Annotated in this window: 29 protein-coding genes and 3 pseudogenes; 15 read left to right on the top strand and 17 right to left on the bottom strand. The window is 43.4% G+C overall.

Annotation, left to right across the window (positions count from 1 at the left end):
* From LC605_RS18745 to LC605_RS18735, 3 genes are all read right to left on the bottom strand, one after another.
* Positions 1-384: glycerol-3-phosphate acyltransferase (locus LC605_RS18745; RefSeq protein ID WP_229549024.1), on the bottom strand; the 384-nt coding region annotated here is incomplete at its 3' end.
* A 193-nt stretch (positions 385-577) separates the two neighbouring features.
* Positions 578-736 carry a hypothetical protein gene (locus LC605_RS18740; protein WP_229549023.1) on the bottom strand — a complete coding sequence of 53 codons (159 nt, stop codon included), beginning with the start codon at positions 734-736 and terminating at the stop codon, positions 578-580.
* Positions 737-2,011 carry a DUF3086 domain-containing protein gene (locus tag LC605_RS18735; RefSeq protein WP_229549022.1) on the bottom strand — a complete coding sequence of 425 codons (1,275 nt, stop codon included), beginning with the start codon at positions 2,009-2,011 and terminating at the stop codon, positions 737-739. It lies immediately after the preceding gene.
* Between the two features lie 62 nt (positions 2,012-2,073).
* Between LC605_RS18735 and LC605_RS18730 the strand changes: the two genes are divergently transcribed.
* Entirely contained in the window at positions 2,074-2,268 is a 195-nt protein-coding gene (locus tag LC605_RS18730; protein ID WP_229549021.1) for a hypothetical protein, read from the top strand.
* Here the strand turns inward: LC605_RS18730 and LC605_RS18725 are convergent.
* Complete coding sequence (locus LC605_RS18725) at positions 2,265-2,651, bottom strand: DUF3119 family protein (RefSeq protein ID WP_229549020.1); 387 nt, start codon at positions 2,649-2,651, stop codon at positions 2,265-2,267. The two genes, LC605_RS18730 and LC605_RS18725, sit on opposite strands and share 4 nt — an antisense overlap.
* Positions 2,652-2,753: 102 nt before the next feature.
* Positions 2,754-3,548 carry an MlaE family lipid ABC transporter permease subunit gene (locus LC605_RS18720; RefSeq protein WP_229549019.1) on the bottom strand — a complete coding sequence of 265 codons (795 nt, stop codon included), beginning with the start codon at positions 3,546-3,548 and terminating at the stop codon, positions 2,754-2,756.
* 477 nt (positions 3,549-4,025) lie between these two features.
* Between LC605_RS18720 and LC605_RS18715 the strand changes: the two genes are divergently transcribed.
* The 3 genes from LC605_RS18715 (at position 4,026) to aroH (ending at position 6,273) form a co-directional block, all read left to right on the top strand.
* On the top strand, positions 4,026-4,322 hold the full coding sequence (locus tag LC605_RS18715; RefSeq protein WP_229549018.1) for a hypothetical protein: 297 nt from the start codon (positions 4,026-4,028) through the stop codon (positions 4,320-4,322).
* Between the two features lie 610 nt (positions 4,323-4,932).
* Positions 4,933-5,754, top strand: coding sequence for a signal peptide peptidase SppA (gene sppA / locus LC605_RS18710; RefSeq protein WP_229549017.1), 822 nt, complete (start codon positions 4,933-4,935; stop codon positions 5,752-5,754).
* A gap of 117 nt (positions 5,755-5,871) precedes the next feature.
* Positions 5,872-6,273, top strand: coding sequence for a chorismate mutase (gene aroH, locus LC605_RS18705; protein ID WP_229549016.1), 402 nt, complete (start codon positions 5,872-5,874; stop codon positions 6,271-6,273).
* Positions 6,274-6,425: 152 nt separating this feature from the next.
* On the opposite strand, the gene LC605_RS18700 is transcribed toward aroH, so the two are convergent.
* On the bottom strand, positions 6,426-6,611 hold the full coding sequence (locus LC605_RS18700) for a hypothetical protein (RefSeq protein ID WP_229549015.1): 186 nt from the start codon (positions 6,609-6,611) through the stop codon (positions 6,426-6,428).
* Between the two features lie 81 nt (positions 6,612-6,692).
* Between LC605_RS18700 and LC605_RS18695 the strand changes: the two genes are divergently transcribed.
* A complete protein-coding gene (locus LC605_RS18695) occupies positions 6,693-6,890 on the top strand; it encodes a hypothetical protein (RefSeq protein WP_229549014.1) in 198 nt (65 codons plus the stop codon).
* On the opposite strand, the pseudogene LC605_RS18690 reads toward LC605_RS18695, so the two are convergent.
* Positions 6,808-6,996, bottom strand: a pseudogene (locus tag LC605_RS18690) (transposase); the annotation flags it as partial. The gene LC605_RS18695 and the pseudogene LC605_RS18690 overlap by 83 nt on opposite strands.
* 15 nt (positions 6,997-7,011) lie before the next feature.
* On the opposite strand from LC605_RS18690, the gene LC605_RS18685 reads away from it, so the two are divergent.
* From LC605_RS18685 to LC605_RS18660, 7 genes and pseudogenes are all read left to right on the top strand, one after another.
* A complete protein-coding gene (locus tag LC605_RS18685; RefSeq protein ID WP_229549026.1) occupies positions 7,012-8,136 on the top strand; it encodes a transposase in 1,125 nt (374 codons plus the stop codon).
* A 400-nt stretch (positions 8,137-8,536) separates the two neighbouring features.
* Complete coding sequence (locus LC605_RS34195; RefSeq protein ID WP_369010363.1) at positions 8,537-8,644, top strand: PIN domain-containing protein; 108 nt, start codon at positions 8,537-8,539, stop codon at positions 8,642-8,644.
* A gap of 310 nt (positions 8,645-8,954) precedes the next feature.
* A complete protein-coding gene (locus LC605_RS18680; protein ID WP_229549013.1) occupies positions 8,955-9,284 on the top strand; it encodes a hypothetical protein in 330 nt (109 codons plus the stop codon).
* A gap of 6 nt (positions 9,285-9,290) precedes the next feature.
* A complete protein-coding gene (locus LC605_RS18675) occupies positions 9,291-10,406 on the top strand; it encodes a caspase family protein (protein WP_229549012.1) in 1,116 nt (371 codons plus the stop codon).
* Between the two features lie 13 nt (positions 10,407-10,419).
* The gene (locus tag LC605_RS18670; protein ID WP_229549011.1) at positions 10,420-10,896 is read left to right on the top strand and encodes a hypothetical protein; all 477 of its coding nucleotides are present in this window, start codon (positions 10,420-10,422) and stop codon (positions 10,894-10,896) included.
* 141 nt (positions 10,897-11,037) lie between these two features.
* Positions 11,038-11,154, top strand: a pseudogene (locus tag LC605_RS18665) (addiction module protein); the annotation flags it as partial.
* 126 nt (positions 11,155-11,280) lie between these two features.
* On the top strand, positions 11,281-11,856 hold the full coding sequence (locus LC605_RS18660; protein WP_229549010.1) for a Uma2 family endonuclease: 576 nt from the start codon (positions 11,281-11,283) through the stop codon (positions 11,854-11,856).
* A 152-nt stretch (positions 11,857-12,008) separates the two neighbouring features.
* Here LC605_RS18660 and LC605_RS18655 read toward each other — a convergent pair whose 3' ends face one another.
* The 3 genes and pseudogenes from LC605_RS18655 to LC605_RS18645 form a co-directional block, all read right to left on the bottom strand.
* Positions 12,009-12,302 (bottom strand): hypothetical protein, encoded by a 294-nt coding sequence (locus LC605_RS18655; protein WP_229549009.1) that lies wholly within the window; start codon positions 12,300-12,302, stop codon positions 12,009-12,011.
* 183 nt (positions 12,303-12,485) lie between these two features.
* Complete coding sequence (locus tag LC605_RS18650) at positions 12,486-12,812, bottom strand: hypothetical protein (protein ID WP_229549008.1); 327 nt, start codon at positions 12,810-12,812, stop codon at positions 12,486-12,488.
* A gap of 13 nt (positions 12,813-12,825) precedes the next feature.
* Positions 12,826-13,191, bottom strand: a pseudogene (locus tag LC605_RS18645) (papain fold toxin domain-containing protein).
* 119 nt (positions 13,192-13,310) lie between these two features.
* Here LC605_RS18645 and LC605_RS18640 point away from each other — a divergent pair.
* The gene (locus LC605_RS18640; RefSeq protein WP_229549007.1) at positions 13,311-13,535 is read left to right on the top strand and encodes a DUF433 domain-containing protein; all 225 of its coding nucleotides are present in this window, start codon (positions 13,311-13,313) and stop codon (positions 13,533-13,535) included.
* Positions 13,535-13,699 (top strand): hypothetical protein, encoded by a 165-nt coding sequence (locus tag LC605_RS18635; RefSeq protein ID WP_229549006.1) that lies wholly within the window; start codon positions 13,535-13,537, stop codon positions 13,697-13,699. Before LC605_RS18640 ends, LC605_RS18635 begins: the two co-directional genes overlap by 1 nt.
* A 335-nt stretch (positions 13,700-14,034) precedes the next feature.
* On the opposite strand, the gene crtR is transcribed toward LC605_RS18635, so the two are convergent.
* A complete protein-coding gene (gene crtR, locus LC605_RS18630; RefSeq protein WP_229549005.1) occupies positions 14,035-14,925 on the bottom strand; it encodes a beta-carotene hydroxylase in 891 nt (296 codons plus the stop codon).
* Positions 14,926-15,762: 837 nt separating this feature from the next.
* On the opposite strand from crtR, the gene pyk reads away from it, so the two are divergent.
* On the top strand, positions 15,763-17,532 hold the full coding sequence (gene pyk / locus LC605_RS18625) for a pyruvate kinase (RefSeq protein WP_229549004.1): 1,770 nt from the start codon (positions 15,763-15,765) through the stop codon (positions 17,530-17,532).
* 199 nt (positions 17,533-17,731) lie between these two features.
* On the opposite strand, the gene LC605_RS18620 is transcribed toward pyk, so the two are convergent.
* The 6 genes from LC605_RS18620 to thrS form a co-directional block, all read right to left on the bottom strand.
* Positions 17,732-19,510 carry a M61 family metallopeptidase gene (locus tag LC605_RS18620; RefSeq protein ID WP_229549003.1) on the bottom strand — a complete coding sequence of 593 codons (1,779 nt, stop codon included), beginning with the start codon at positions 19,508-19,510 and terminating at the stop codon, positions 17,732-17,734.
* A 358-nt stretch (positions 19,511-19,868) separates the two neighbouring features.
* The gene (locus LC605_RS18615) at positions 19,869-20,552 is read right to left on the bottom strand and encodes a Crp/Fnr family transcriptional regulator (RefSeq protein WP_229549002.1); all 684 of its coding nucleotides are present in this window, start codon (positions 20,550-20,552) and stop codon (positions 19,869-19,871) included.
* Positions 20,553-20,864: 312 nt separating this feature from the next.
* Positions 20,865-21,980 carry a pilus assembly protein PilB gene (locus LC605_RS18610; RefSeq protein ID WP_229549001.1) on the bottom strand — a complete coding sequence of 372 codons (1,116 nt, stop codon included), beginning with the start codon at positions 21,978-21,980 and terminating at the stop codon, positions 20,865-20,867.
* A gap of 294 nt (positions 21,981-22,274) precedes the next feature.
* Positions 22,275-23,450: a HetZ-related protein 2 gene (locus LC605_RS18605; RefSeq protein WP_229549000.1), complete on the bottom strand. Its 1,176-nt coding sequence runs from the start codon at positions 23,448-23,450 to the stop codon at positions 22,275-22,277.
* 262 nt (positions 23,451-23,712) lie between these two features.
* The gene (locus LC605_RS18600; RefSeq protein ID WP_229548999.1) at positions 23,713-23,877 is read right to left on the bottom strand and encodes a hypothetical protein; all 165 of its coding nucleotides are present in this window, start codon (positions 23,875-23,877) and stop codon (positions 23,713-23,715) included.
* A gap of 182 nt (positions 23,878-24,059) precedes the next feature.
* Positions 24,060-25,931, bottom strand: a complete 1,872-nt coding sequence (thrS, locus tag LC605_RS18595) for a threonine--tRNA ligase (RefSeq protein ID WP_229548998.1) — start codon at positions 25,929-25,931, stop codon at positions 24,060-24,062.
* Between the last annotated feature and the right edge of the window lie 216 nt (positions 25,932-26,147).

Genomic DNA, 26,147 nt, shown 5'->3' with positions numbered 1-26,147 from the left:
AACGGATTTACCACCAGTAAAGCCTAAAAAAATTGATTTACTGTGTCCCAAGATGCCAGCTAACCCAGCTAAAGTTACCACCCACGGTTGCCACAGTTGTGCATCTACCGTTGGAGGGATATAATTTTTTATTGGGTGAAAATTAAACAAAAAGTAAACTAGAGCGATCGCTAATACTCCCTTTAAGGAATCAAGTACTAAAACCAATGCTCCAGGCCCTTTCCCCAAAGTTCTTAATACATTAGTTGCGCCAGTAGAACCTGAACCAACTTCTCGAATATCAATACCCTTTAACTGCTTCACCGCAATGTACCCAGTGGGAAAAGAACCCAGCAGGTAAGCTATGACTACAATTGCCCCACATCCAGTTAACCAAATACCCATATTAACAATTCAAAATTTAAAACTCAAAAAAGTCAAGAGGTATTACTCTGAAGGCTATTTCAGCCTAGATATAAACCACCCGGAACTTCAGTTTCGGGCTAACAGCTAAACTCCGTTAAAACGGACTATAACCTTTTCTCAGTCGTCTTTAGACGACTTTCGCTATTAGACTCAGAATTCATTCTGAGGCGGGCTAGATGAGAATGAAATAGCCCTGGGTATTACTCTTGACCAATAACCAATACTTCGACTTCGCGGTTCCTGAGCGTAGTCGAAGGGCAGTACAAGTGACCAATGACCAATGACCAATGACCAATGACCAATGACCAATGACCAATGACCAATGACTCATTTAAAAGTCATCATCATAGTTTCTCACTATTTTAGGGTCAGGAGCAAAGGCTAACCACAGGGGAAATTGCAGCAGTGACAAACTTATTTGCTCTTCGGAATCATCAATGATAATTAAGGGCAGTTGATTGGCTTTCGTCAATCGGTTTGCTTTCTGAGCAACAGCATCAGATGCCTCAAATAATACCACACCTCGGTCTGGACCGAAATCTGCGCGATCGATTCCCAGACAGTCTTGCAAGCCACGCCGCCATTCACCTAATCGCTCTGGTGTATTAGCTAAAACTAAAGTACGGACGCGATCGCCATAGAGCTTGTGTAATATCGAAATTGCAGCTGAGGCAATTAGAATATTCTGCAAACGGCTACCCATTGTCCGTAAACCACCCCGTCCCCCTTGGGTAAAAAACCAGTTGGAGACTCGTTCTGCATGGATTGGTTCAAAAGTGCGGCGCAGTTGCCACGCCGGCCCGTAGTAATCTGGTTCCTTGCGATATTGGTCAATTACACGGCGAATTTGCTTTGTAGTATCTTGAAACTGCTGTTGGGCAAATTGGGGTATTCTAGGTTGGGGTTCAACTGATTTAGCCTCTTTTACAGATGGTTTTTCTCGTTCCACCACACTTGGGGTCAGTTGCAACTGTTCTGCGGCTACGGCCAAATCCTGTAAGCTACCCGTGAGATAGTCCTTAAAACCCTGCACCCGAATTGCCAAATCTTGAGATGTACCGGCAAAAGTGGTTCGCATTTCGTTGCGGATACGTTCTTGACGGCGTTCTAGTTGTTCTACAGAAATTTGCAGGGTTTGTTTGCGTTGTTCTAACTGCACCAACGACTCTTGCACTAGTCGTCCCAGTGAGGTTTGAGTTTCACTCACCTGTGACTGAAGGTTTTTGTAAGAAGCTTGCAGCTTGGCTATTTCTTCCTTGAGATCCGCTTGGACGCTCCGCAACTCTGCCACTCGCTGCTCTGCTTCTGTATATAATGAATAACTTCCTGATCCTATTTCTGACCCCAGTGCGACATTTTCCGCTTCTAACTGTGCCACAAACTCGCCATTGGAATTTTCTGTTAGCTCTACTGTAGAATCTACCACTTCTGCATTGGAAATGAGTGGCTCCAAATTTGTGTACTCCTCTGATGAGCCAATGGCTACTGTTTCTACCACTGACTCAACAGATGGCTCTACTGGATGTTCAACTGCATTTTTCTGTTCTTGTGTTTCTGCCAACCGCTCATCAATTGGTTCCGGGGTTTGAGATGCCTCTGGGTTCATAAACAATAGTGTAATTCCTATGACGCGAATAACATAGCTTTCAGAAATATTACAATTGACCTGTGATCAAAGTCCTGAGTCGTGAGTTGCTGTTCGATCTTGGCATCCCACGCCACTTGCTCACACTTGGGGACACCTCATCGCTTTTAGCGTCTCCCCTTGGCAAAAGGAGAGCCGCAAGAGCCGCCGCTTTGACTTCTTGCGATCGCTATGAGTCTAAACCAAAACGACTCAGCACAGATGGCACTCAGCACTAAATACGTGGACAACGTTGTTCTAAGCAAGTTTTCAAGGTGTTGGGGTCAAATAAAATCGGCAAAAAGTGAATACTTTTAATTTCTTTAAAGTAAAACAGGATGGGGATTCGATTCCAGAAAATCCGCCAGTTTTGCCATTCCTGGTAGGGAAAGCGCCGAATCAATTTATCGCTTCTATAAATATCTAAGTCGGTGACGGTAAATTGCAAACGCAGTGTTAACGCCTGAAACATGAGAAACAAACCAAACAGTGTGAGAACAAAGCCTACCCACGGTTGTACCAACAGTAGTGGAATAGCGGCAATCACCAACACTATAGGTATATTGTAACTAGGCTTGAGTTCCACAGTTGATGTGGAATTAGGAGCAAATGAGCTGGTCACAGTCTTAAATCCTGCTTTACTTAGTACGCATCTCTCCTATTTTAGGAGTTAGAAGTTAAGACCTTAACAGGGGTACTCCTAACTCCTAACTCCTAACTTTTTTTATAGGCTTAGGAATGCACTGCCAGTCCCCTGAAACATTAACCAAGAAAGAAAGAAGTTACTAACAAATATAATCAGTAAGGCAGTTACAACAGCAGTTGTCGTTGACTGTCCTACACCTTTGGCTCCTCCTGTTGTCGTCAACCCCCAACTGCAACCAATTACAGCGATTAAAATGCCAAAGCAACACGCCTTAATCATGGCGCTAAAAATATCCCAAATATCAAGAAAGTTACGGGCTGAGTCTAGAAATACCGTATCAGACAGGTTGTAGATATTGGTCGCAATTATGAATCCCCCGAACATCCCTGTTACTAAAGACAGGAGGGTTAAAATTGGTAGCATTAAACAGCAAGCAAGAACGCGGGGGATAACTAGGTAATCGATTGGATCTGTTTTTAACATCAACATAGCATCGATTTGTTCTGAAACTCGCATAGTACCGATTTCTGCTGCAAAAGCAGAACCGACTCGCCCGGCCAAAATCACAGCTGTCAACACGGGAGAGAGTTCTCGTGTTAACGCTACAGAAAGCACTCCGCCGATAATGTTTCCTGCACCAAAGTTGATAAATTCCCGCGCCACCTGAATCGTAAACACCGCTCCGACGAAAATAGCCGTCAATAGGGCAATAAATAGGGAATCTGGGCCAACTGCTGCCATTTGTTCTAAGGTGTTGCGCCGATGGATTTTGCCCCTCAATAGGTGAACTAGCACTTGCCCACCCAGAAAAATCGCCGCCAGCAATCGCTGACTCCATTCTCCTAAACTGGATTTAGATGTAGTCTGGTTCAATGTTCTGTGGCTAACTCGGTAACTGCCTTAAGAATAGCGGAAGTTATAAAAATGGGGAATGGGTCATTAGGCATTGGGCATTGTTCAATAATTGTTCTTACCCTCCCTCATCCCCCTCATCCCCCTCATCCCCCTCATCCCCCTCATCCCCCTCATCCCCCTCATCCCCCTCATCCCCTAACAAGGCTGAACATTAACTTAGATTAAAGATGTTCTCATAAAATAAAGCTGTTATTAAATGTGCTGCAAAGCAATAAATAGGTGCTAACCTTGGCTATAACCTTTGTTTTCCCAGGCTTTTGTAGGTTATAAGTCATTTTTCATATCCCACGCATGAGGTGTCACTAGTAGCCGTTTCTTTTAATGAAAACTTAAGATTCTTGACAGATTGTCTGTTCGGGAGCGATCGCACGTATTGTAGAAAATGACAAACCGCTATCTAGCTATTGTCATCTCTACTCACGGAGTTTGTCCTAAATGACTATTTTCACTAACTTTCTCCGCTCTCTACTACTCACAATCATTTTTAGCTTCGTCGCTCCCATGTTCCTCGTTGGCGGCGGATGGCTGCTTCTATCCCTCATCGGTCACTTCCCTGGCTTACAAGAGTTAACTGAGGCGATCGCTACTCAGATTATGCATTTTCTCGCCACCTTTGGCAGTGGAACTCCCCTACGCGGATTATTTGTGATTAGCTTGACCTGTAGTTTCGTTGGGGCACTATTTGATACTTATGCTTATTATCGGTATCAAATTTTACGAATAGATTCATAAATAGTGGAAATAGCTTCATCAGGCGTTCATGGGCTGTAGAAGCTCGGAAAAAGTGATATTTCCAAAAGTAAAAGTAGTACTGGTCTTAACCTAAATAGAGATTAGTCTTGCTGAATGAATTTTGATTAATTAAATTGACTGCCGAAGTTATTGATTAAATATTTATTAGTTATTAGTTATTAATTACTGACAACTGCTACAGGTGCGCGAGCGTAGTAAAGCAATCCTCAAAAATTACCAAATTTAGAAGGACAAGGGTTTGAAAATTTGTAATTCCGCAAAACAGCGAAAAGAGTCTATGCTAAATCATCACGTTGGACGCTAAACTAAAGATTGGCATTGTGTGTTAGCTGCAATCTTTAAGGACTAGACATCTGCAAAAATTAGGTTTTCACCTAGACAGGATAAGAGTTTGAGATTCTTTTTCACTCTTATGTCTACTTGGTTAGCATTCATCGAGAATATCAAATAAAACTCCCTGAAAAATCTAAAATTTGCCTTAAAATCCTGATGAGTACAATGCTTGCTCATGTTTCTTAACAGAGCCAAGCAGATCGTCTGACTGCTGGGCATCTTACATTGAGATTATTACGAGGTATGTTGACAACTCATGGTTTGGCCGTTTAAGCCCAAGTTTAAAAAACAAATTGCGCGGATTGAAATTACTGGTGCGATCGCCGGTGCTACTCGCAAACGCGTCCTAGAAGCCCTGAAAACTGTAGAAGAAAAAAAGTTTCCGGCATTGTTGCTACGTATCGATAGTCCTGGCGGTACGGTCGGAGATTCCCAAGAAATCTACAGCGCCCTGAAGCGTTTGCGCGAAAAAATCAAAATCGTCGCAAGCTTCGGCAATATTTCGGCTTCTGGAGGAGTCTACATCGGCATGGGAGCCGAACACATCGTAGCCAACCCAGGTACGATTACGGGTAGTATTGGTGTGATTTTGCGTGGGAATAACTTGGAACGCTTGCTAGAAAAAATTGGTGTTTCCTTCAAGGTAATTAAGTCTGGCCCTTACAAAGACATTTTGGCTTTCGACCGGGAACTGACTCAACCAGAAGCAAACATCCTACAAGAGTTAATTGACACAAGTTATCAGCAGTTTGTGCAAACGGTAGCCGATGGCCGTTCTTTAACAGTAGAAGCTGTGAAAAGTTTCGCTGATGGTCGAATTTTTACTGGACAGCAAGCCCTAGAGTTGGGTGTTGTAGACCGCCTGGGTACAGAAGAAGATGCCCGTCGCTGGACAGCCGAACTAGTCGGTCTTGATCCGGAAAAAACTCTCTGCTATACCCTAGAAGAACGTAAACCTTTACTGAGTCGCGTTCTACCAGGGAGTCGTCAGTTTTCATCAGGAATTGGAGCTGGTATTGATTGGCTCGAATTTGAAATGTCTACGAGTGGTTTACCCTTGTGGTTATATCGACCCTAGTATGAGTGATGAGTGAGGAGTGAGGAGTGAGGAGTTAAAAATACTCTCAAGTTCTCACTCTTAACTCCTAACTCCTAACTTTTCTGTTTTAAGGAGGATTTGGGCGTGGAGTGGCAAATGCGGGCTATTCGCGGAGCAACAACCGTTTCAGAAAATACCGTTGAGGCAATGCAAGAGGTAGTAACAGAACTACTAGATGAACTGGAAAACCGGAATCAATTCCAGCCGAGGGACATGATCAGTGTGACTTTTTCAGTGACACGCGATTTGGATGCGATTTTTCCAGCTGCGATCGCCAGAGCGCGTCCTGGTTGGGATAATGTGGCCATGTTGGATGTGCAGCAAATGCACGTTGAAGGCAGCTTACAGCGCTGCATTCGGTTCTTAATCCACGCCTATCTGCCAGCCTCCGCCTCAATTCATCATATCTATTTACGCAACGCCGCTAGCTTGCGTCCTGACTGGAGTTTGCCCCAATCATTACAAACATCACAGCCAGCTGTGAAGTCAAAAGTGTAAAATAATTACATATAATTACGCAAAAATCACGTAAAAAAAGTATAAAACAAGCTATTAAGTAGGTGATGCTGCTCAACCTACTATTATTAGCCAGAGAACTTTATTAGCTTTTTGCAGTGATTTTATGTAGTCCTAAATCAACCAGCCACACTTCACCAGGTTTCGGGTTCATCAATCAAATCCAATACTTCTTGTTCAACCACTCTGGAACAAAGAATATCTAGAGCATCTTGGTCTGCCAGTTCAATAATCTCTGCAAGGCATTGTCGCACTTGTTGAGCAATGTTAGGTTGCCATTGGCGTAGTTTTGTGTCGAGTTCTTGGACTAAAGCATCCATTTCAAGTTCCCATAATCAAGATGTCGTATTTGCTTCTATGTTAAGGTATTTGCCAGAAAGCTAACTTTGAATAGGGTAATTATGGAACAGCAAACTTTTGAAGGAACATGGGAGGAGATTCTCCTGCGTGCTTCTGAACTGAGAGGACGACGAGTAAAATTAATAATCTTGACTAATGAAACCTCAAGTGACGCATCTACAGATACCTTAGACAAGTCGTTGCAAGGAAGAGTAGGGCAAGTGAATTTCCAGCCATCAAACTTGGATGAGGATCATTGATGTACTCCAAAACTCTTTGAGTACTAATTTTCCCAGTGGTGTCAAACATATAAGAGTGTGTCCACAGACTAGGAAGTTTTAATAATTCGGGAAACTTCTTTCTCAGTGGTACTATAAGATGATGAAAACACTAAAGTTCAAGTTGTACCAACACAAGCGAAATAGATTCCTCAAGCGGTCAATCAATGCTGCTGGGGTAATTTATAATCACTGTATTGCTCTCCACAGACGTTATTATCGAATGTGGGGAAAACACTTGAATTGCGCCAAACTTCAGGCTCATATTGCTAAATTGCGGAATCGTTTTGAGTTTTGGCAATCAGTAGGTTCTCAGGCAGTACAAGATATTTGTCAACGCATTGATCAAGCCTACAAGTTATTTTTTAAACACAAGAAAAAGGGAGTCAGACCACCAGGGTTTAAGAAGGTCAAAAAATACAAGTCATTCACCCTAAAGCAAGCTGGATATAAGTTTCTGGGTGGCAATCGAGTGAAAATTGGCAGTCGTGTTTATCAGTATTGGAACTCCAGAGACATAGAAGGAAAAGTTAAGACTTTGACCATTAAACGCACACCGCTAGGTGAGTTGTTTTTGGTCGTTGTTGTCCATAGCGCTGGTGAGCCAGAAATCAAATTCACGACTGGTAAGATAGCGGGATTTGATTTTGGCTTAAAGACATTCCTAACCTGCTCAGACGGATCTAAAATCGAATCACCCCAATTCTTCAAACAATCACTTAATGCCATAAAGATTGCGAATCGGCATCACTCTAGGAAGCTGAAAGGTTCTTCCAACAGAGAACGAGGGAGGAAAAATCTAGTCCGCGCCCATGAAGACATAACCAACAGCAGAACAGATTGGTTTTGGAAGCTAGCACATGAGTTAACTGATAGATTTGATCTGCTGTGTTTTGAGACACTAAACCTCAAGGGCATGAAGCGTTTATGGGGAAGAAAAGTTAGTGATTTAGCACTTCGAGACTTCCTAAATATTTTGGAGTGGGTGGCAAGAAAAAAGGGAAAGCAGGTAGTCTATATTGACCAGTGGTATCCTTCTAGTAAAACTTGCTCTTGCTGTGGTCACGTCCTAGAAAGCTTGGACTTATCGGTTAGAGAGTGGCGCTGTCCTTCTTGTCAATCAGTGAATGGACGTGACGAAAACGCAGCACGGAATATCCAAACAGTCGGGGCATCGACTATCGGGTTAGGTGATGTCAGACTGGCTATGCCAGCAATCGCTATTTGAGCCTAGAATCCCCCGAATAAAGCGCGAGCGGATTCGGGGGAGTATGTCAAACCACAATAATGTAGAAGAACAGGAAAGAATGCGATGGCTAATGGAGCAATATCGAGATATCCCAATGGATTTGGCAGATGCTTCAAGAATGTGCTTTCGATTAAACAGGTGGCCAAGTTGGAACGTATTCTTGGTTGCTCCTTGCGAATGATCTACCTGCATTTTTAACTTACAGCTATTTTCAGGTAAATAGACGACGCGATAGGGGCGCAAGGCCTTGCGCCCCTACGACAGGTGTGGTTCAAATACATGAAAACTGCTGTAACTTGCTTCATTTCGGATTCTGGCGGTACATTAAGGTTATTTGTCAATGCTTGAACCTGAACTTTGAGGCTATCTGTAGGCGATCGTGCCAGATGATCCAGACGATGATATGGTTGTCGAGTGTGCTGTAGTTGGCAGTGCAAGCCATATCGTCACAGGTAATAAACATCTTTTGGCTCTAGCGAAGTATTGAGATATTGCAATTGTCAAAGCAACTGAGTTTGTCGCGTTGCTATTTCAGTCTTGACAGTCCTGCCAGCAAGCTAATAAGTTGCTACACCGGAACGTACCAATATGGTCGGCTGAGTCTCAGAGGTGATCTACATCCATTTTTTCAAAGGGGATCGTCACATTGAAGGCTGTCTTCAAATGGACTGCGATCGCCTCAACCATTACGATTAAGAACGTGAGTATAAATCATAGTTAATTTTTCCGTATAATAACTAGTTAGACTTCTAAGTTATTGATTAGGACGTAGTTTTAAAGTGGTCTGTGGGGTGATAATGCCAGAAGAAACAATTCTGATTGTAACGGATGATGTAGAAGAATCCAGCATTGACGGACAAAGAGGTTGGGGAAGTGTTCAGCAACGCTTGAGTAAGGTAGCAGAGATTCCTGTGTCTGTGCTGGAGCAGAATATGAACCGCCTCTTGCGGATAGTGGGGCGATTATTCCAGCAGGTTGATCAACAGGTGGGATCACAATCCGATCTTTGCTTGGATGAAGTCACGCTACAAGTAGAAATCAGCGCCAAAGGAGAGGTTAAGCTATTTGCAGGAGGCGAAGCTGCTGGAAAAGGTGTGATTACGCTAAAGTTTAAGCGACCGAGCTAGAAGTAGATGGTGAAGAACTGGGCAATTGTCATTGGTATCAACTACTACGAACACTTGCCACTTAAGAAGCATTTAAAGTGTGCAGTACAAGATGCAGAAGCAATGAAAGCGTTCCTGTGTAACAGTGCTGGATTTCCATCTGAAAACATCCTATTTTGTTCCGATCACTCCCAACCTGTGAGCAATATTCCCACCCGTCCTTCTCGTACAAACCTACGTCGGATTCTGTTTGAGAAGAGTCTACAGGCTTTTGAAGCTGATAACTTTTGGTTTTTTTTTGCTGGACATGGAATTAGCAAAAACTGGCAAGATTACTTGCTTCCCTGTGACGGCGATGCCAATGATCCCGAAACCGCTATCTCAATTCGAGATGTCGTTGATTGCCTACGTCGTTGCAGAGCAAAAAACATTGTCCTAGTTCTAGATATGTGCCGCGAAGGCGAACTTCAGCCAAGTGGTAGTCGCGGAGTTAGTGAAGTAGGCGAAGAAACGATTAAAATCACTCATCAGCAAGGTATCATCACTATTTTTTCCTGCCAACTTGGTAAAGAATCATATGAAATTGCTGAACTCAAACAGGGAGCCTTCACTCACGTTCTTCTCAACGGCTTGCAGCAGAATATGATTTTGGGGCAACTAGAGCAATATCTTAGGCGAGAAGTTCCGGCTCTGAACCGCAAATACGACAAACCCGTTCAAGAACCGCTGGTTATCCCTGAGCCAGGACTTAAATATGACTTGCCTCTGTTTCCAGAACTTGTGAAGACAAAGGGTAATAATAATGACTTAAGGTTTCAGCAGACTGACACAATCGATGTAGAGAGTCGAGGGCAATTGCAAACTCCTTCACAACGCGACAGAATACAGCAACAAATCCAAGTGTTAGAGGCAATTATCGAAGACGCACAATTTAACCCAAGCTTTGCAAATGTACGTGAACGTTTTTTGCAGTTGAGGAAAGAGACAAGGGACTTTCTCTCAGAAGAAGTCGGCAAAAAAGAAGCGCTAACTTTAGTTATGATATCTCCACGTGGAGACTTTAAAACTGATAAGGCTCGCCTACTCAATGAGGCGACACAGATTCGCAATTACTTACTCACATTATCCCAGAAACTCAATTAAGAGGAAACTCAGGATGGCATCAAAGAATTTTTCTAGCAAAGAAGTTGTTGTAGATGTGTTGATTACTGAGTTACGTGATTTTTTTGAAACAAAAAACTACAAAATAGACTATAAACAGGGAACATCAGGGGCGATCATTTTAGATACGAATAAGGCTGGCAAGCCTTATGACTTCCTTGGTCTTTCGCTCAGAGTAACAGTCAGGTTAAACTCTGGATCTGAAGTAACCCGTATTTGGATAGGGAATCAGAAGTGGGTTGACAAAGTTATTGTAGGGTTTGTTGGTTTAGTACTTTTTGTATGCCTGAGAGCTATCTACTTTTCTTATAGTTTTAGTCTACTTGAGCTTGTCTTTCTACTTCTAAAATTGTTTTCTATTTTAGTAATAGTGCTTCCTGCGGTAGGTGCGTATTTGCAGTACAAAGTCACACAGGATGTATGGAATATGATTGAAGATCATGTGGCACTTCGATCCACAGTAAATCTTTGATAACCTTATCTACTAAACTCAGAACTCATTCTCGAACTGGGAAGACGCCTGTAGACTGCAAGGAGATCGCAGAATATGACCGAGACAGTAGAGAAATTTAGGCTTGAACTCTCTCAGCTATCCATGTAAGAGCGTGCAGAGCTTGCTTACTTTTTGATCCATTCTTTAGATGAAGATGTGGATGACGACGTAGAGCTTGCTTGGGATGTTGAGTTGACAAGAAGGTTGGAAGGTATTAGCAGTGGAATAGTCTTTTGAAGTTGTACCTTGAGGAATAAAAATGCGATCGCTTCCAGAGGTTATTTTTATCTACAAGCCAATGTACAATTCCTGTTGATTTTTTGAGTACTACCTCAAAAAAAACCTTTATTTAAAAGTTGCGCGATGACACAGACAATTACAGAGCGTCTATACTCTTTTGAAGAATATCTCGCTTATAACGATGGTACTGATAGCCGTTATGAACTGGTGGGTGGGAAACTAGAACGTATGAATCCACCAACTTTTAGACATTTACTACTTGCTAAATTCCTTGAACAGACATTTGACACAGAAATCAATCGCTTGAGTTTACCTTGGCTATGTTTTAGAGAGGCAGGGGTAAGAACGGGATGGCGAAAGTCAAGATTGCCTGATGTTTATGTTGTCATGGCTGAACAGGTAATGGAATTCCTTGATGAGTCTGCTGTTTGTCAGTCTGCGCCGATATTAGTAGTGGAAGTTGTCAGTCCTGATTCAGTGAAACGCGATTATCGGTATAAACGTTCTGAATATGCAGCGTTAGAGATTCCTGAATATTGGATTGTAGATCCAATAGAGTTAAAAATTACGATTTTATTGTTGTCAGAAGGATTGTACGAGGAAAAAGAGTTTAGCGGGAGTCAGCAAATTGTGTCTGTAACTTTCCCGGAAATTGCACTTACAGTTGAACAAGTGTTGTCTGCGGGTAATGTTGGTTAAAAAATAGACCATCCCTTTTGCTAGTTATGACAAGACCGTAAAACTCTGAGTTTACAAAAAAGGCAGGAGTTAGGAGGCTCAGTTGGCAGGAGGTCAGGAGTATCAATTGAAACTAAAGTTTCTTTCTTCTAAAGCCCAGTTCATAAAAAGAATTATACCGAGACGCGCTTTCTCGTGGTATGAAGCGTCCTTACTTCAATCTCACGTTTAAAAACTTCTTTGTTTATCTTCCCCATACCAACTTCCGCCTTCCCTGTAGCAGCTTCCGCCTTGATGTTTGGGTGTTTCGCGCAGTCTGTAGCAGCTTCCGCCTTCCCTGTAGCAGCTTCCGCCTTGACGTTTGGGTGTTTCGCGCAGTCTGTAGCAGCTTCCGCCTTCCCTGTAGCAGCTTCCGCCTTGACGTTTGGGTGTTTCGCGCAGTCTGTAGCAGCTTCCGCCTTGACCATTTTTTGAATTCAAATAGGACTTACGCAATAACTCTCTGAAACTCTTATTTCTTGGCGTACTTGGCGTCCTTCTCTAACGAGACGCTACGCGATGGCGGTTCGTTTTTTCATGATTTGGCGTAAGTCCTATCAAAATTCTGTTAGGAATAATAAGAATAATAATGAAATTGATTATCCTTCGAGTCAAAGCCCCTGAAGTTCTCTAGAATGTTCTGTTTGAATGAATTCATCAAACAATTTGAAAAACTGATCTAGTGCAGTGTGTTCATCTTGAGAAAAAAATAAAATAATCTGATCCCAAGTCTGATTGGAAGTTAAATTAAATCTTAGCTGAATCCAGGTTTGAAATTCGGAAAATTGCTGTTCTTGTTGTGTTTGAGGGATTCCTATCTGGCGACGAGCAAAGCAGTAACCTGCTAAAAAAGTGCGGAGGTTGGATATACAAGCTCGTCCTAAATACATGGCAGGACGTTTCCGTATATTATGGATTAGGTCATATAAATCAACCATCTGTCCCTCTTGCTTAAAATTCGGTTTCGGTGATTTGGAAATTGCCGCCTAAATCTTGGGCAGGGCAGTATAGATTATTAATCCAGTCTACTCTGGAAATTCCTTCCGGGTGGATGTTGTCAAAGATGAGTTCTTGCCCATCAATTTCAACGGCGATCGCTTCATGTCGTCCGTTGATGGAAATGTTTTGTCAGAGGCGTTCATGGTAAATGTTGCAGAAAGGATCTTCTGTACTACCTGTAAAAAGGCTAATCTGTTTACCAGAAATGTTTTGCTCAATCAGGAATTGGCGCAGGACAATAGCACAGGGAACACATTCAAAAATCTGGAATTGTCTAGCGATCGCACTCACTTGACTATGAAGGCTAGCCTTGATCATGATGTACTTTTGTCAGTTAGCGATCGCCCTCTGCAAAGGAACAATGGAATATATGCTGAGATTTCCAAGACAACCAGAGCTAGGATCAGAAGGTAGTCTGTAGCTGACAAGCTAACTATATGACATCCACATTGCGTGTTGTTCATAGCGACCCCGATATATTGGGGGGAACCCCTGTTTTTCTTGGTACTCGTGTGCCGATAAAAACCTTGCTCGATTATCTAGAAGCAGGTGACTCACTGGATAAGTTTTTAGATCACTTTCCCAGTGTCAGCCGTGAGCAAGCGATCGCCACTCTCGAATTAGCAAAGAAAATGCTAACCGGCTATGGGAATTCTGTTTGATGAATGTGTTGCAGCTGATGGTGCAGGAGAGTTTCACGATTCTCCTCACAACAGACCAAAACTTACGATATCAGCAAAACTTGCAACAGGCTGGAGTTGCGGTCATTGTTCTCGTAGCGTCTAGTAATCGCCTACCTGATTTACTTCCATTAGACATCTGTTAAATGAGTAATGAGTAATGAGTAATGAGTAATTAAGTTTTGTGACGGGGATTTAGACCCCGACCCAAAACTTTCTGCCTGTAGAGGCAGGGGTATTAAACCCTTTCTTTTACTGTCATATCCTTCATTCCGTGAAATCCTTAAATCAGTTAAATCAGTGGTAAAAATGAATGTAGAGACGTAGCACTGCTACGTCTCTACAAGGGTTTCAGGCAACGCATAATTAATTTATGGAGATGTCTATTGATACCCAGTGTTCGCACTGTTCTAGAAACGATCGCTCCAGGTGTGGTTGTTGAAATCGGAGATTTTTAAGGCGATTGCTTCCTCCAACACCTCTATTCTTTTTGATGATCAAACCGAATTCCTAAAAAGATGTCGTAAACAAACTCAAAAAAGTCTTTTTTCTGTAACAATCCTGAAGTTTGATAACATCCTTTTTCATCTAACAGGGGCTTCATAACATAGTACGCAGGTTGGTAATTATACCAAGGAATAGAAGGCCACAAATGATGAATTAAGTGGTAATTCTGTCCCATAATCAGAATATTGAGAACTTGGTTCGGGTAGACGCGAGCATTTTTCCAGCGATCGCGTTCCGCAAAAGGACGATGGGGCAAATAATCAAAAAATAATCCCAGTGCTATCCCCACCACAAAAGCGGGTATAAACCAAAAATTCAGAATGTACCCCAAAAAGTCGTACTGCACTGACATATAAACAATTACACCGACAATTAAGCGGCTGATGAACCATTCTAATAGCTCATATTTGCGCCACAGTCGCCGTTGAAAGAAAAATATTTCGTGGTACAAAAACCGCACTGCAATCAACCATAGTGGCCCACCCGTAGAGACATAATGATCTGGGTCGTCTTTCGGATGATTAACATGACCATGATGCTGTAAATGCACCCGCGTAAATACTGGAAAAGCAAAAGCTAGCATTAACGCACTACCATGCCCTAACATCGCATTCATCAGTCGGTTGCGATGGGCAGATTGGTGACAAGCGTCATGAATTACCGTTCCGGCACAATGCAAGGCAATAGTGTTAAGGCTAAAGCACAGCCAGTGCGGCCATTCCCAAAGCCAATAACCAAAGTTAGATAACACCAAGATCACTACAGCTACGGAAAACAACAGTAGCGTGGGATTAAAATCACCAGGAGGCGCTAAAAATTCCTTGGGTGGGATTGTCAATGGCTTTTGTGCCTCCGATGCAATCATCTCTAAAATTGACTCCTTGTTGATCAAAAGAACTAAAGGTTTCAGGACTTACGCAAAATAATGAAAAAACGAACCGCAAACGCGAGTGCGTCTCCCCCTGGGAGAAGGACGCAAAGGACACAAAGGAATAAGAGTTTCAGAGAGTTATTGCGTAAGTCCTAGGTTTAAAGCCTTGCCCCTTCTGGGCGTCCCTTGGGCGTCTTGTCAGAGAAAAAATCCTCGTATTTTAAGGTGAGTTGAAACCTCACCCCTCGTAGGTCACTTAGTACAATATTTGATAAATTCGTAGCGAATTCTCTTTGCGTTCCTACCCTACGGGAAGGCGAAGCGCCTATGCGCTTCCCTTTGCGCCCCTACCCTGCGGGAAGGCGTTCGCGCAGCGTCTCGTAGAGAAGCGCCTATGCGTTTAAATTTCAACCCTCAATTCGCCACGATTTTATGCTGCATCTGTACTTAGTTTTCCCTGTTAAGAGTTCCCTTTCATCAAACATTACGAATATACGATAAATATTACTGGATAATAAAGTTTTGCGAAGTTTTGTATAGCAATATTTATCTACAGGTTTGGATATCAGTAGATGAATAACGCTATGATTCCAGACGAGGCCTAGTCTTTGCTGATCAGTGGGGTTGACAATCGGCAAAAAATTGATGGGATAAACTGCTTCGTGGGGAGGATGGATACAAGATTGATGTAGTATATCTAGTCTATCCCACAGCCTCACTCTCCCATAAACTCTCTCTAACTGCTTATATCTATTGATATCGCAGTGACTGAAAAGGAGATGCCACTTAAGTTACGATGACTTCCCAGATAGCTCCCTAACTTCAGCCCCTATGCAATTAAGAGATTCTCTGCGCCGGACAAAAATTGTCGCTACTATTGGCCCCGCCACTAGCAGTCCTGAAATGCTTAAGGCGATTATTGAAGCGGGAGCCACGACGCTGCGGCTAAACTTCTCCCACGGAACTCATGCCGACCATCAGCGTAGTATTCGCTTGATTCGGCAAACCGCCTTTGAATTAAATCAGCCAGTGGCTATTCTCCAAGACTTGCAGGGCCCAAAAATTCGCTTGGGGAAGTTTGAGAATGGGTCTATAGTTTTGGCAAAAGGCGATCGCTTCTCCTTGACAAATCGTCCAGTTGTGGGGACGCAGGAAATTAGCTGTGTCACCTACGATTATTTAGCCGAAGAAGTCCCAGTTGGGGCAAAAATCCTCCTTGATGATGGACGAGTAGAAATGCTCGTGGAGGAGATTAACCGAGACAAAGGTGATTTACATTGTCGCATCACCGTGCCTGGTAAACTTTCTAACAATAAAGGTGTAAACTTTCCCGGCGTTTACCTGTCAATTAAGGCAATGACTGACAAAGACCGAGAGGATCTGATGTTTGGTCTAGATCAGGGTGTAGATTGGGTAGCACTTTCCTTTGTCCGCAATCCCCAGGACATGATCGAAATTAAAGAACTAATTTCCAGTACAGGCAAGCAAGTGCCAGTGATTGCCAAAATTGAAAAACACGAGGCCATTGAACAAATGGAGGCAGTTCTGGCTTTGTGTGATGGCGTGATGGTTGCCAGAGGCGACTTAGGGGTGGAATTACCAGCAGAAGATGTCCCCGTACTGCAAAAGCGGCTAATTGCTACAGCAAATCGCTTGGGGATTCCCATCATCACCGCTACTCAGATGTTAGACAGCATGGTGAGCAATCCCCGTCCCACTCGCGCTGAAGTGTCGGATGTGGCAAATGCGATTTTAGATGGCACGGACGCGGTAATGCTCTCTAATGAAACTGCTGTGGGTAGCTTCCCTGTAGAAGCAGTGGCGACGATGGCACGAATTGCCGAACGTATGGAGCAGGAAGAAGTCCAACATTTAAACTTACGTTCTTCGAGAGATGCCCGGCGCTCCATTCCCAATGCGATTAGTCAAGCTGTCGGTCAAATTGCCGAACAACTGGGTGCAGCAGCAATCATGACCCTCACGCAAACAGGGGCAACAGCTCGTAATGTCTCTAAGTTCCGTCCCAATACCCCGATTTTGGCAGTGACACCCCATGTGAATGTAGCGCGGCAGCTACAAATGGTCTGGGGAGTAAAACCGCTATTGGTGCTAGGATTACCTTCCACTGGTCAGACATTTCAAGCTGCGATCAACGTCGCTCAGGAACTGAAGTTACTGTCCGAGGGAGATTTAGTAGTGATGACAGCTGGTACACTCCAGGGGATTTCTGGATCCACTGATTTGATTAAGGTAGAGGTAGTGACCGCAATCCTAGGTCACGGAATTGGACTAGGACAAGGTTCAGTGAGTGGTCGCGCACGGGTGGCTAATACGGCTATGGATGTGAGTAACTTTAATCCTGGAGATATATTGGTCGCAAGCCGCACTAGTGCCGATTTTGTTGAGGCAATTCGCAAAGCTGCCGGGATTATTACTGAGGATGAAAGTCTCACAAGTCATGCGGCAGTCATTGGCTTGCGTCTCGGTGTACCAGTGATTGTCGGCGTCAAACAGGCAACCCAGGCGATTCGAGATGGGGCGATTATAACGCTGGATCTGCAACGGGGTTTAATTTACTCTGGGGCGGTGAGAACGGCTTAGGGGGGAATGAGGGCTGGGAGATGAGGGAGATGAGGGAGATGAGGGAGATGAGGGAGATGAGGGAGATGAGGGAGATGAGGGAGATGAACTATTAATGATTTACCCAATGCCCAATGCCCCATGCCCCATGCCCAATGCCCTTTATCCAGATAAATGACAAATGACAAATGACAAATGACCAATGACTAATGACCAATGACTAATGACTAATCGCTACCCCAAGCCATCCAGCAAAGTTTTGCTGCTGTGTGGAGTCAGGATGCTCAACAGGTTTTACCTGATATCTAGTTGGACGTGGTGACGCGAGGGTGATGGAATAAGTACGGAGTTCGTCTTGGTGGAAAACTGTGACTGCGATTGTATCGTTTGGTTGGTAGTCTTTTAGGCGATCGCTTAAGCCACCCGCCATTACCTTAATCCCATCAATTGCTAGCAATTCATCACCTGCATCAATTCCCCCTGCTTGTGCAGGTGAACTAGTTTCCACAAACTTAATAATCTCCCGCCCATTCTCCCTATTTATTCTCACACCCAAGTCAGGTTCTTCCTGCTGATCAGCCACCAACTGCAAGCCAAAGGGTTCTAAATACTCATTCAAGGGCAAATCGTCCGTGCCATCAATGTAGCGTTTGAAGAAATCAGTCAAATCGATTTCGGCGACAGATTCGATAACTTCCTGTAACTGTTCTGGGGTATAGCCAATTTCAGCTTGCCCAAATTGCTGCCACATTTTCAGCATCACGTCATCAAGGGAGCGCTGATTGTGGTGAGTAGAGCGAATCAGTAAATCCAACAATAACGATACCATTTCTCCTTTTAAATAGTAGGAAATTTGGGAATTACCGCTATTGGCATCCGGGCGATAGAGTTTAATCCAAGCATCAAAACTCGACTCGGAAAGGGGTTGTACCTTGCGCCCCGGTGTAGTTTCATATTTGGTAATTTCCTTACCCAAGTTATTCAAACAGGACTTAACATCATAAATTCCCGCTCGCAAAGGAATTAACAAGTCGTAGTAACTAGTAGTGCCCTCACAAAACCACAATGATGGTGTGTAGTTTTCCTGGTCGTAATCAAAAACCTCTAATGCTTTTGGGCGAATTCGCTTGACATTCCACAAGTGAAAGAACTCGTGTGCTACCAATTGCATAAAGCGATCGTACTTTTCCTGAGCGCGAAACCCAAAACGTTGGTAAATTAACGAGCAAGAGTCTTTATGCTCCAAACCGCCAAAAGCTTGGCTAAATAAATGTAGCAGAAACACGTATCGTTCATAAGGCAAACCGCCGAACATCTGCCCTTCTACCTGGACAATTTTTTGGATATCAGCAATCATCTGCTGAACTTGGTAATTACCTTGTCCCCAAATTGCCAGTTCATGGGGTTTTCCCAAAACCTCAAATTTATACAATTGGTGGCGACCAATCTCAAACGGAGTATCAACAAGAGTATCGAAATCGCCAGCCAAGAAAGTATTTGTTTCCTCACCAACGGGTGGTAAGGCAGTAGTTACCTGCCATTCCGGGCGTGGTGGTACGATGGTGACGCGAATGGGTTGGTTCTCGCAGCCTGGTATTCTAAAAAATAGTGCTGCACCGTTAAAGTAACCGTGGGTGGCATCTAAGTGATTAGTCCGTACCGATAGCTCATTGGCAAAAATGCGGTAACGTACAGTTAATTCTGAAACACCTATTTTGTCTACCTGCCAGTGATTTTTACTCATCTTCCGCCAAGGTAAAGGCTTATCCTCTGCAAAAGCCACAAAATCCTGTAAATTCTTGGCGTATTCCCGCACTAAATAAGAACCGGGTGTCCACACAGGCAATTTTAAATTGAGAATCGGTGAGGGATAATCTACAAGACGTAAAGTCACTTCAAAGAGATGGGTTTCTGGTTGGGACATTCCCACCAGGTAATGAATCGTTGGCCCGGTTTCTTGGACGTAGGTGTTGCGACGAGTTGCTGTTGCTTCAGTCATTTTGTCTGCTGAGTTAAAAGTCAAAGGGTAATTTTCCCCATCATGACAAATTTGCCTTTTAACTTTTGACTTTTATTTGCTGCGGCTGGTAGTCATAACCCAATAGGGTTCACAAAAGGGCTGAAACTCTTTTTTTTACGTAGACGCAAACGCGAGTGCGTCTGGTAAGAGTTGCGGCTTGCCGCAGGCTACTACTCCAGGCAAAGAGTTGCCAGTGCGCCCTTGCGGTTAAGAGACTTGTTCGCTCTTAGCGTTCCCGCAGGGTAGCAACTGGCGCGACACAGAGAGAAGAGAGAAGGAGGAAATGCTTAAGTGAACTGTATTGTGATATGAGGTAAATTTGTATCGGATAAAGCAATCAGACTTTCCCCGCCAAGTTCATCAACTGTTTTAAGTTCACAAGATAAGTAATGTTGTTGGCATCGTCAATGTTGATCCACCTTTTTTCATGCAGCTTTTCCATGATTTTGGTGGTTTCTTCAATGCCAATTTCTGTCACCTCTGCCAAGTCTTTAAAGGGAATATTAAAAATTTCTCTTCCTAAGTTTGATTCTTGACCATAGCTTTCGCCTAAAGTCACTAGGGTATAGGCGAGTTTGACAGCTGGTGGTGAAGACCGCATTTGCAAGCGCACGTTAATTTGCCGCAATCGCCGCACCATCAGTTGCAACATTCGGTGATGCAACTGCGGGTCTTTAAACAATATTTGAATAAAACGCTCTCTGGAGATACTAAGCAACTTCACGGGTGAAAGGGCAATGACATCGGTTGAGCGTGGAGATTCATCCAAAATTGCCATTTCTCCAAAAAAATCGCCACGGCCAAAAATTGCCAGGGCTACTGAATCTTCCCCGACGGTACGCCGGACTTTGACCCAACCAGAAACCACGAAGTAAACGGCGTTACCCCAGGCATCTTCCATCACAACAGCTCGCCCAGATGGGTATTCATGTTCAATTGCAACGTTGAGCAGCCATTCCAAAGTCTGTGGGGTGGCTGTACTCATTAAGGGGAAAAGTTCACTAAAAACCTCAGTTAGCATGAAATATTTGCAACAAATGGATTCAAGAGCGGGAAACTAGCTTTGCGACTATAAGTGAATACGCTTGGGTTAAGGATTTTCTGGAGAACCATAGGCCTGTAGAGACGTTGCAATGCAACGTCTCTACACTGTCCACTGGACAAGGGTTTTAGTCTTATCCCAAGCGTATTGGACTATAAGTTTGTTTAAACCGTAATCTTACGTAGAATACCATCGCCAAATTTGTATTTATTTGAGATAAATCTCTAAGCTTGAGCGGTATAAAGTTCCATTACAACATAACAATTATGTACCCGATCGAAATCCGCGTTTTCACGGACAGACAGATGATTTGCGGCTTGTTGGTGGATTGCTATCCAATGCTAGTATTTTGATCTGTTGGTCTAAATTTTTCACTAATTGATTCAGGGCAACCAAAGCCTCTGATTGTTGAGAATCAAGGCTGGGATTCAGTAAAAGCCGCTCTTGTAGTTGATGTAATTTGAAGCTTAGTTGCTGAGAAATTCCGAAAGCATCCCGACCGAGACGCGCCAACTGTTGTTGTTGATAGAACTTTAATGCTGCTCCCCGCAATACTTGGAGTGTTGCCTCTTCACCGTAAATTCCCGGCATGACTCGTAAACGTAATAACAAGCGGTTTTTTTGATATACGTATTCCTTCTCTACCTGTTTTGGTTCTGCAATGGTGGTGAGAGGTAGGGAAGCAAACCGCTTTAATTCATTCAGTACTCCTTGGAAAACTGAGAGCGGCAGTTCGTCTAATACAGACTGTACAACTCCATTGTCACTCCACAGTATCTTGCCTTCGTAAGCTTGTCTTTCTAAGTACAACCGACCAATTCCGCCCGCCAGGATTCGCCCTAATAATTCTTCTAGTAATTTCTTCGGTGGTAGTGTTGGCAGTACCTCAATAGGACTAAATAGTTCGGGAACTTGCGTGGGAAAAGTAGGTAAATTATTTGGTGTTATTCCTTCGGAAGTCTTTCCCTCTTGACCTTTGGAAGTAGAGGGTGTCAACAACGTGGTAAGTTGAGACGATTTATCTAAATCCGCTCTTGGCTGATGCACTTGTTTAGCATCTAACTGGGATGTATTCTTATGGTTGAGATAGGCTGACAATATTCTGCGGTGAGCGTCGGCTGCGATCGCCTCACTTACCATTGTGCAATTGACAGAAGACAAAATGCGACCAACATAATCTAGTGCCTCGACCTCTTCTGGATGAACCATACCTAGCAAGAGGTTTTTGTTTTCTAATTCAAAGGGCAAAATCTGGTGGTAGAGGCAAGCTTCAAAGTCCAAAAGACTATCAATTAGTTGGAATATTTGCTCGTGTTCAGCTCCTTGTTCCCACCTAGTTTGTGTCGCAGTTAGCACTGGTTGCCTATTTGCTGCGGTATCATTTACTTCGCCCTCTGAAGACAACATAGTTTGATTGCTTGGTATCTATTTATGTAATATTTTGCCCCTAATTTAGTAAATAGTTAATAAAGATACTTTGTTTTATTGTTAAAATTTCAACTATATATACTTAAGTAAATGTAAGTAGAAGATGAATTTTAGATAATGGACTGGGAACAACACTGAATTGGGATTCTAGAAACTGAGGGATGAGGGGGATGAGGGGGATGAGGGAGAAAATAATAATTGTTCAGTTGCTTTTGCTAGTTTCCTGTGTCCCACTCTCTACTGCCTGAATTGATCAACTAAATGCCTTACAGTCTACTCCTGGGTTCTTAAAGCTTGAGCAACAAGATAGACTTTTGTCCATTCGCCTAGCACTTGATGGGTTTTGAGTTTTAAATGTTGGGCTATTGCTTCTATTGAGTTATCGGCTCTGCGCAAATCTAGAATCTGCCGCCCCAGGGGAGTCAATTTTTCATCAAGTTGCTGCCATTGGTTTGGCGTTAAGCCCAAGTTATGTTCTTTCAAGGAAATTGAGAGCCAACTGTCTACTAGCTCTGGTTGACCTTTGAGGGCAAAAACACGCACAGCGTGATAACTAATTTTTTCTCGCAGACGGTAAACTTCCTTGGTCTGCTTATTTAGTTTCTGGGCGATCTCTTCCTGGGACTTACCTTGTAAATACAGTCGTAGCCATTCTACTGCCTCTGTTCCCAGATTTTCTTGTAAATAATTTTCAAATTCTTTTTGTACTGACTGACGCAGGGTCTGTTGTTCCTCTAGCTGTTGTGCTTCTTGATATTCTGCGATCGCTTGACTATCTACTAAGTTAACTCGATTATCACTGTCGTCTGTGAGAACTTCTTCTGACACCAGTCTAATCAAGTCAGCGTTCGGCACTTGGGTTAAGCCACCACGCTGAGTGCGACGCAAGTAATTCACAAATCGGTAAGCTAATAGGGGTTGGTTGCGGACTGGTCGCAAACAATATTCTTCTACACTGGCAAATAGCAGAGCATCGGCCAATCGTCTATCAGTTGTATATTTGGCAATATCAGCCATCTGCTGTTGCATATGGCTATCGCTTTGCAGTAATTCTTGGATTACTTCTTGTAACACGTCGATGACGCTGCGCTGGCGATCGCGGCTAAGGGCGACCCAAGTCTGAATCTTATTCCGTAATGTTACTAAACTCCCTAATCGCGTTATCAAGTTGCGATAAGCACGTTCCCGCCCTAGCCCCAAGTACCGTTGACGTAAAATCCTCCAGCGATATTCCATCGCTTGCTTGGCAATATCGAGTTCTTTAGGGTTAAACAGATCAAACCGTTTTGAGTCAGATCCAAATAGCCAGAGAATAATACTTTGCCTAGCAGCTTCATTTTGGTCTGGAAATTCGGCACTCAAGCGCTTTAGCCAATCTAGACCCAGTTGTTTTATATCTGTTGTCATAGTGAGATTGCGTCCCTCGAAACTTAATTTTGAAGTTTGCATCACAACCCCCGTTCGTCCCACCTAATTGTTTAACTGGCAACTGCCCCGGATCTCATGAGTTTGATGAAAATAACTCAGTGATTCCACTTTTATTACGTCTTAATTTTCTAAAATTATGCAAAAACCTCTATATCAAGGTTTTGCTTGGAATCTCTAAATGCGATAAACCCATGCCTATGAAGCGTTTGATCTCATTTAAATTAAATCTAACTTTTTGTAAAGTTATGTTTTTTTACTGACAATTGATGAGGATATAGCAATCCTAAATGAAATCCTCAGTATAGTACATTTGTGCCAATAACACCCAAGCTACTATTCTTCTTAACCCAAGGGTACTGGTGTATGCTGGGGCGATCGCTCCTTTAGGAATACTTAGTACAGCTTTGCGTAAAATCGTGGCCAATTGAGGGTTGAAATTTAAACGCATAGGCGCCTCGCCTTCCCGCAGGGTAGGGGCGCAAAGGGAAGCGCAAAGGAACGCAAAGAGAATTCGCTACGAATTAATGAAATGTTGTACTTAGGAGCTAGGCGGTAATCAGATTACAGCCTCTGCACCCTAGTAGACAAAACGCACACTAATTATAACTAGTATGCGTCTGCGCTTCGATTTTAGAAATTCTTCAAATTAGCGTTGGCGCACCCCAACCCAGGCATCGCATCCTTAATCTTGTCTACTACCTCATCTACAGGTATAACTCCCAATTCCCCAGAGGCGCGGGTACGGATACTCAAGGTGTTGGTTTCCACTTCCTTAGCTCCCACCACAGCCATCACGGGTATTTTTTCTTTCTCTGCATTGCGAATCTGTTTACCCAAGCGATCGCCACTGCTATCAACTTCTGCGCGGATGCCCAACGCACGCATCTTCGCCACTACATCTTTAGCAAAGTCTAGCTGTGTGTCACCCACAGGAAGTAATCTAGCTTGTACTGGCGCTAACCACAAAGGGAAATCACCTGCATATTCTTCAATTAAGATCCCAATCAACCTTTCCAACGAACCAAAAGGCGCACGGTGAATCATCACCGGGCGTTTGCGAACCCCATCTTCAGCAACGTACTCTAAATCAAAGCGTTCTGGCAAATTGTAATCTACCTGCACAGTTCCTAATTGCCACTCGCGTTCTAGGGCGTCACTAAAGATAAAGTCGAGTTTTGGCCCATAAAATGCCGCTTCTCCAATACCTTCAAAGTGTTCCATCCCCAAGGTTTCAACTGCACGGCGAATTGCACCTTCGGCTTTGTCCCAAACTTCATCAGAACCGATGTACTTATCACTAGCAGGATCGCGGAAACTGAGTCTAGCTTTAAAGTTCTTCAGTTGCAGACTATTGAACACCGACAAAATCAAATCCACCACACTGAGGAATTCACTATCTAGCTGTTCTGGGGTGACGAACAAGTGAGAATCATCCACTGTAAAACCGCGCACCCGTGTTAAACCGCCCAATTCCCCTGATTGTTCGTAGCGGTAAACAGTACCAAATTCCGCCAACCGCATCGGTAGTTCCCGATAAGAGCGTAACTCACTCTTATATATTTGGATGTGAAAAGGGCAATTCATCGGCTTCATGACGAAGCCCTGTTCTAGGGCAGCAGCTTCCTCATTATCTGCCATCAACGGGAACATATCTTCTTTATATTTTTGCCAATGTCCAGAGGTTTTAAATAAATCTACTCTGGCAATGTGAGGTGTTACTACAGGTAAATAACCCCGTTTTAACTGTTCTTGCTTGAGGAAGTCTTCTAAAGTACTCCGTAACAGAGTGCCTTTGGGTGTCCACAAAGGTAAACCCGGCCCTACTAGATCAGAAAATATAAATAATCCCAGTTCCTTACCCAGTTTCCGGTGATCTCGCCGCAGCGCTTCTTCTTTACGTCGCTTATATTCAGCGAGTTGTTCTGGGCTTTCCCAAGCGGTGGCGTAAATGCGTTGTAATTGAGCCTTGGTTTCATCACCACGCCAATAAGCGCCAGCAACACTTTCTAGTTCAATTGCTTTCGGGTTTAATTCACTGGTATTTTCCACATGAGGCCCCGCACACAAATCCCACCATTCATTTCCCAGGTGATAAATCGTGATTGGTTCCTCTTTGATATCTGCTAGAATTTCTAGCTTGTAAGGTTCCTTTATTTCCTGAATCCGGCGTGCGGCTTCTTCGCGGCTGACTTCTTCCCGAATTACTGACAGTTTACGATTGATAATCTTCACCATCTCTTTCTTGATGGCTTTGAGATCATTTTCGCTAAATGGTTCTGGACTGTCGAAGTCATAATAAAAACCGTTTTCAATCCAAGGGCCGATTGTAACTTGTGCCTTGGGAAACAGCTTTTGTACTGCCATTGCCATTACATGGGAAGCAGTGTGGCGAATCTTTTTTAAATTCTCGGATTCGCTGGTACGCGGTAAATAAATTTTTTCAACTTGTTCTGAGTGTTCTGACTGATTTGATGAATTTGGCGACATTGGCTGCTGAACCATTGGCGAAGTGATTACAAAAGGTGATTTATCTGAATCTGTAGGCTTATTTAACTATAACGACTTTGATTTTTGCCAGTTCGGCTTGATCTCAATACTCATAATTTGTTTATTATCTAAACTGGTATTCTTACCCTTGGCGTGTAGAAGAATATCACCAAATTCTCAAGTCAGGGTATCAAGTGGAATGATACAAACTTCCACCTGAGGCAATACGGT

Source organism: Nostoc sp. CHAB 5836 (assembly GCF_020829445.1).
Classification (GTDB): domain Bacteria; phylum Cyanobacteriota; class Cyanobacteriia; order Cyanobacteriales; family Nostocaceae; genus Nostoc.
Note: the sequence above shows the minus strand (reverse complement) of the source record. Positions and strands in the feature narration are given on the sequence as shown.

What these genes read in the sequence shown, in the direction of transcription:
- LC605_RS18740 (WP_229549023.1), bottom strand. Translation starts at nt 736, where the DNA reads ATGAGTCATTGGTCATTGGTCATTGGTCATTGGTCATTGGTCATTGGT.
- LC605_RS18735 (WP_229549022.1), bottom strand. Translation starts at nt 2,011, where the DNA reads ATGAACCCAGAGGCATCTCAAACCCCGGAACCAATTGATGAGCGGTTG.
- LC605_RS18715 (WP_229549018.1), top strand. Translation starts at nt 4,026, where the DNA reads ATGACTATTTTCACTAACTTTCTCCGCTCTCTACTACTCACAATCATT.
- sppA (WP_229549017.1), top strand. Translation starts at nt 4,933, where the DNA reads ATGGTTTGGCCGTTTAAGCCCAAGTTTAAAAAACAAATTGCGCGGATT.
- aroH (WP_229549016.1), top strand. Translation starts at nt 5,872, where the DNA reads ATGCGGGCTATTCGCGGAGCAACAACCGTTTCAGAAAATACCGTTGAG.
- LC605_RS18700 (WP_229549015.1), bottom strand. Translation starts at nt 6,611, where the DNA reads ATGGATGCTTTAGTCCAAGAACTCGACACAAAACTACGCCAATGGCAA.
- LC605_RS18695 (WP_229549014.1), top strand. Translation starts at nt 6,693, where the DNA reads ATGGAACAGCAAACTTTTGAAGGAACATGGGAGGAGATTCTCCTGCGT.
- LC605_RS18685 (WP_229549026.1), top strand. Translation starts at nt 7,012, where the DNA reads ATGAAAACACTAAAGTTCAAGTTGTACCAACACAAGCGAAATAGATTC.
- LC605_RS18680 (WP_229549013.1), top strand. Translation starts at nt 8,955, where the DNA reads ATGCCAGAAGAAACAATTCTGATTGTAACGGATGATGTAGAAGAATCC.
- LC605_RS18675 (WP_229549012.1), top strand. Translation starts at nt 9,291, where the DNA reads ATGGTGAAGAACTGGGCAATTGTCATTGGTATCAACTACTACGAACAC.
- LC605_RS18670 (WP_229549011.1), top strand. Translation starts at nt 10,420, where the DNA reads ATGGCATCAAAGAATTTTTCTAGCAAAGAAGTTGTTGTAGATGTGTTG.
- LC605_RS18660 (WP_229549010.1), top strand. Translation starts at nt 11,281, where the DNA reads ATGACACAGACAATTACAGAGCGTCTATACTCTTTTGAAGAATATCTC.
- LC605_RS18655 (WP_229549009.1), bottom strand. Translation starts at nt 12,302, where the DNA reads ATGGTCAAGGCGGAAGCTGCTACAGACTGCGCGAAACACCCAAACGTC.
- LC605_RS18650 (WP_229549008.1), bottom strand. Translation starts at nt 12,812, where the DNA reads ATGGTTGATTTATATGACCTAATCCATAATATACGGAAACGTCCTGCC.
- LC605_RS18640 (WP_229549007.1), top strand. Translation starts at nt 13,311, where the DNA reads ATGACATCCACATTGCGTGTTGTTCATAGCGACCCCGATATATTGGGG.
- LC605_RS18635 (WP_229549006.1), top strand. Translation starts at nt 13,535, where the DNA reads ATGAATGTGTTGCAGCTGATGGTGCAGGAGAGTTTCACGATTCTCCTC.
- crtR (WP_229549005.1), bottom strand. Translation starts at nt 14,925, where the DNA reads ATGATTGCATCGGAGGCACAAAAGCCATTGACAATCCCACCCAAGGAA.
- pyk (WP_229549004.1), top strand. Translation starts at nt 15,763, where the DNA reads ATGCAATTAAGAGATTCTCTGCGCCGGACAAAAATTGTCGCTACTATT.
- LC605_RS18620 (WP_229549003.1), bottom strand. Translation starts at nt 19,510, where the DNA reads ATGACTGAAGCAACAGCAACTCGTCGCAACACCTACGTCCAAGAAACC.
- LC605_RS18615 (WP_229549002.1), bottom strand. Translation starts at nt 20,552, where the DNA reads ATGCTAACTGAGGTTTTTAGTGAACTTTTCCCCTTAATGAGTACAGCC.
- LC605_RS18610 (WP_229549001.1), bottom strand. Translation starts at nt 21,980, where the DNA reads ATGTTGTCTTCAGAGGGCGAAGTAAATGATACCGCAGCAAATAGGCAA.
- LC605_RS18605 (WP_229549000.1), bottom strand. Translation starts at nt 23,450, where the DNA reads ATGCAAACTTCAAAATTAAGTTTCGAGGGACGCAATCTCACTATGACA.
- LC605_RS18600 (WP_229548999.1), bottom strand. Translation starts at nt 23,877, where the DNA reads ATGCGTTTAAATTTCAACCCTCAATTGGCCACGATTTTACGCAAAGCT.
- thrS (WP_229548998.1), bottom strand. Translation starts at nt 25,931, where the DNA reads ATGGTTCAGCAGCCAATGTCGCCAAATTCATCAAATCAGTCAGAACAC.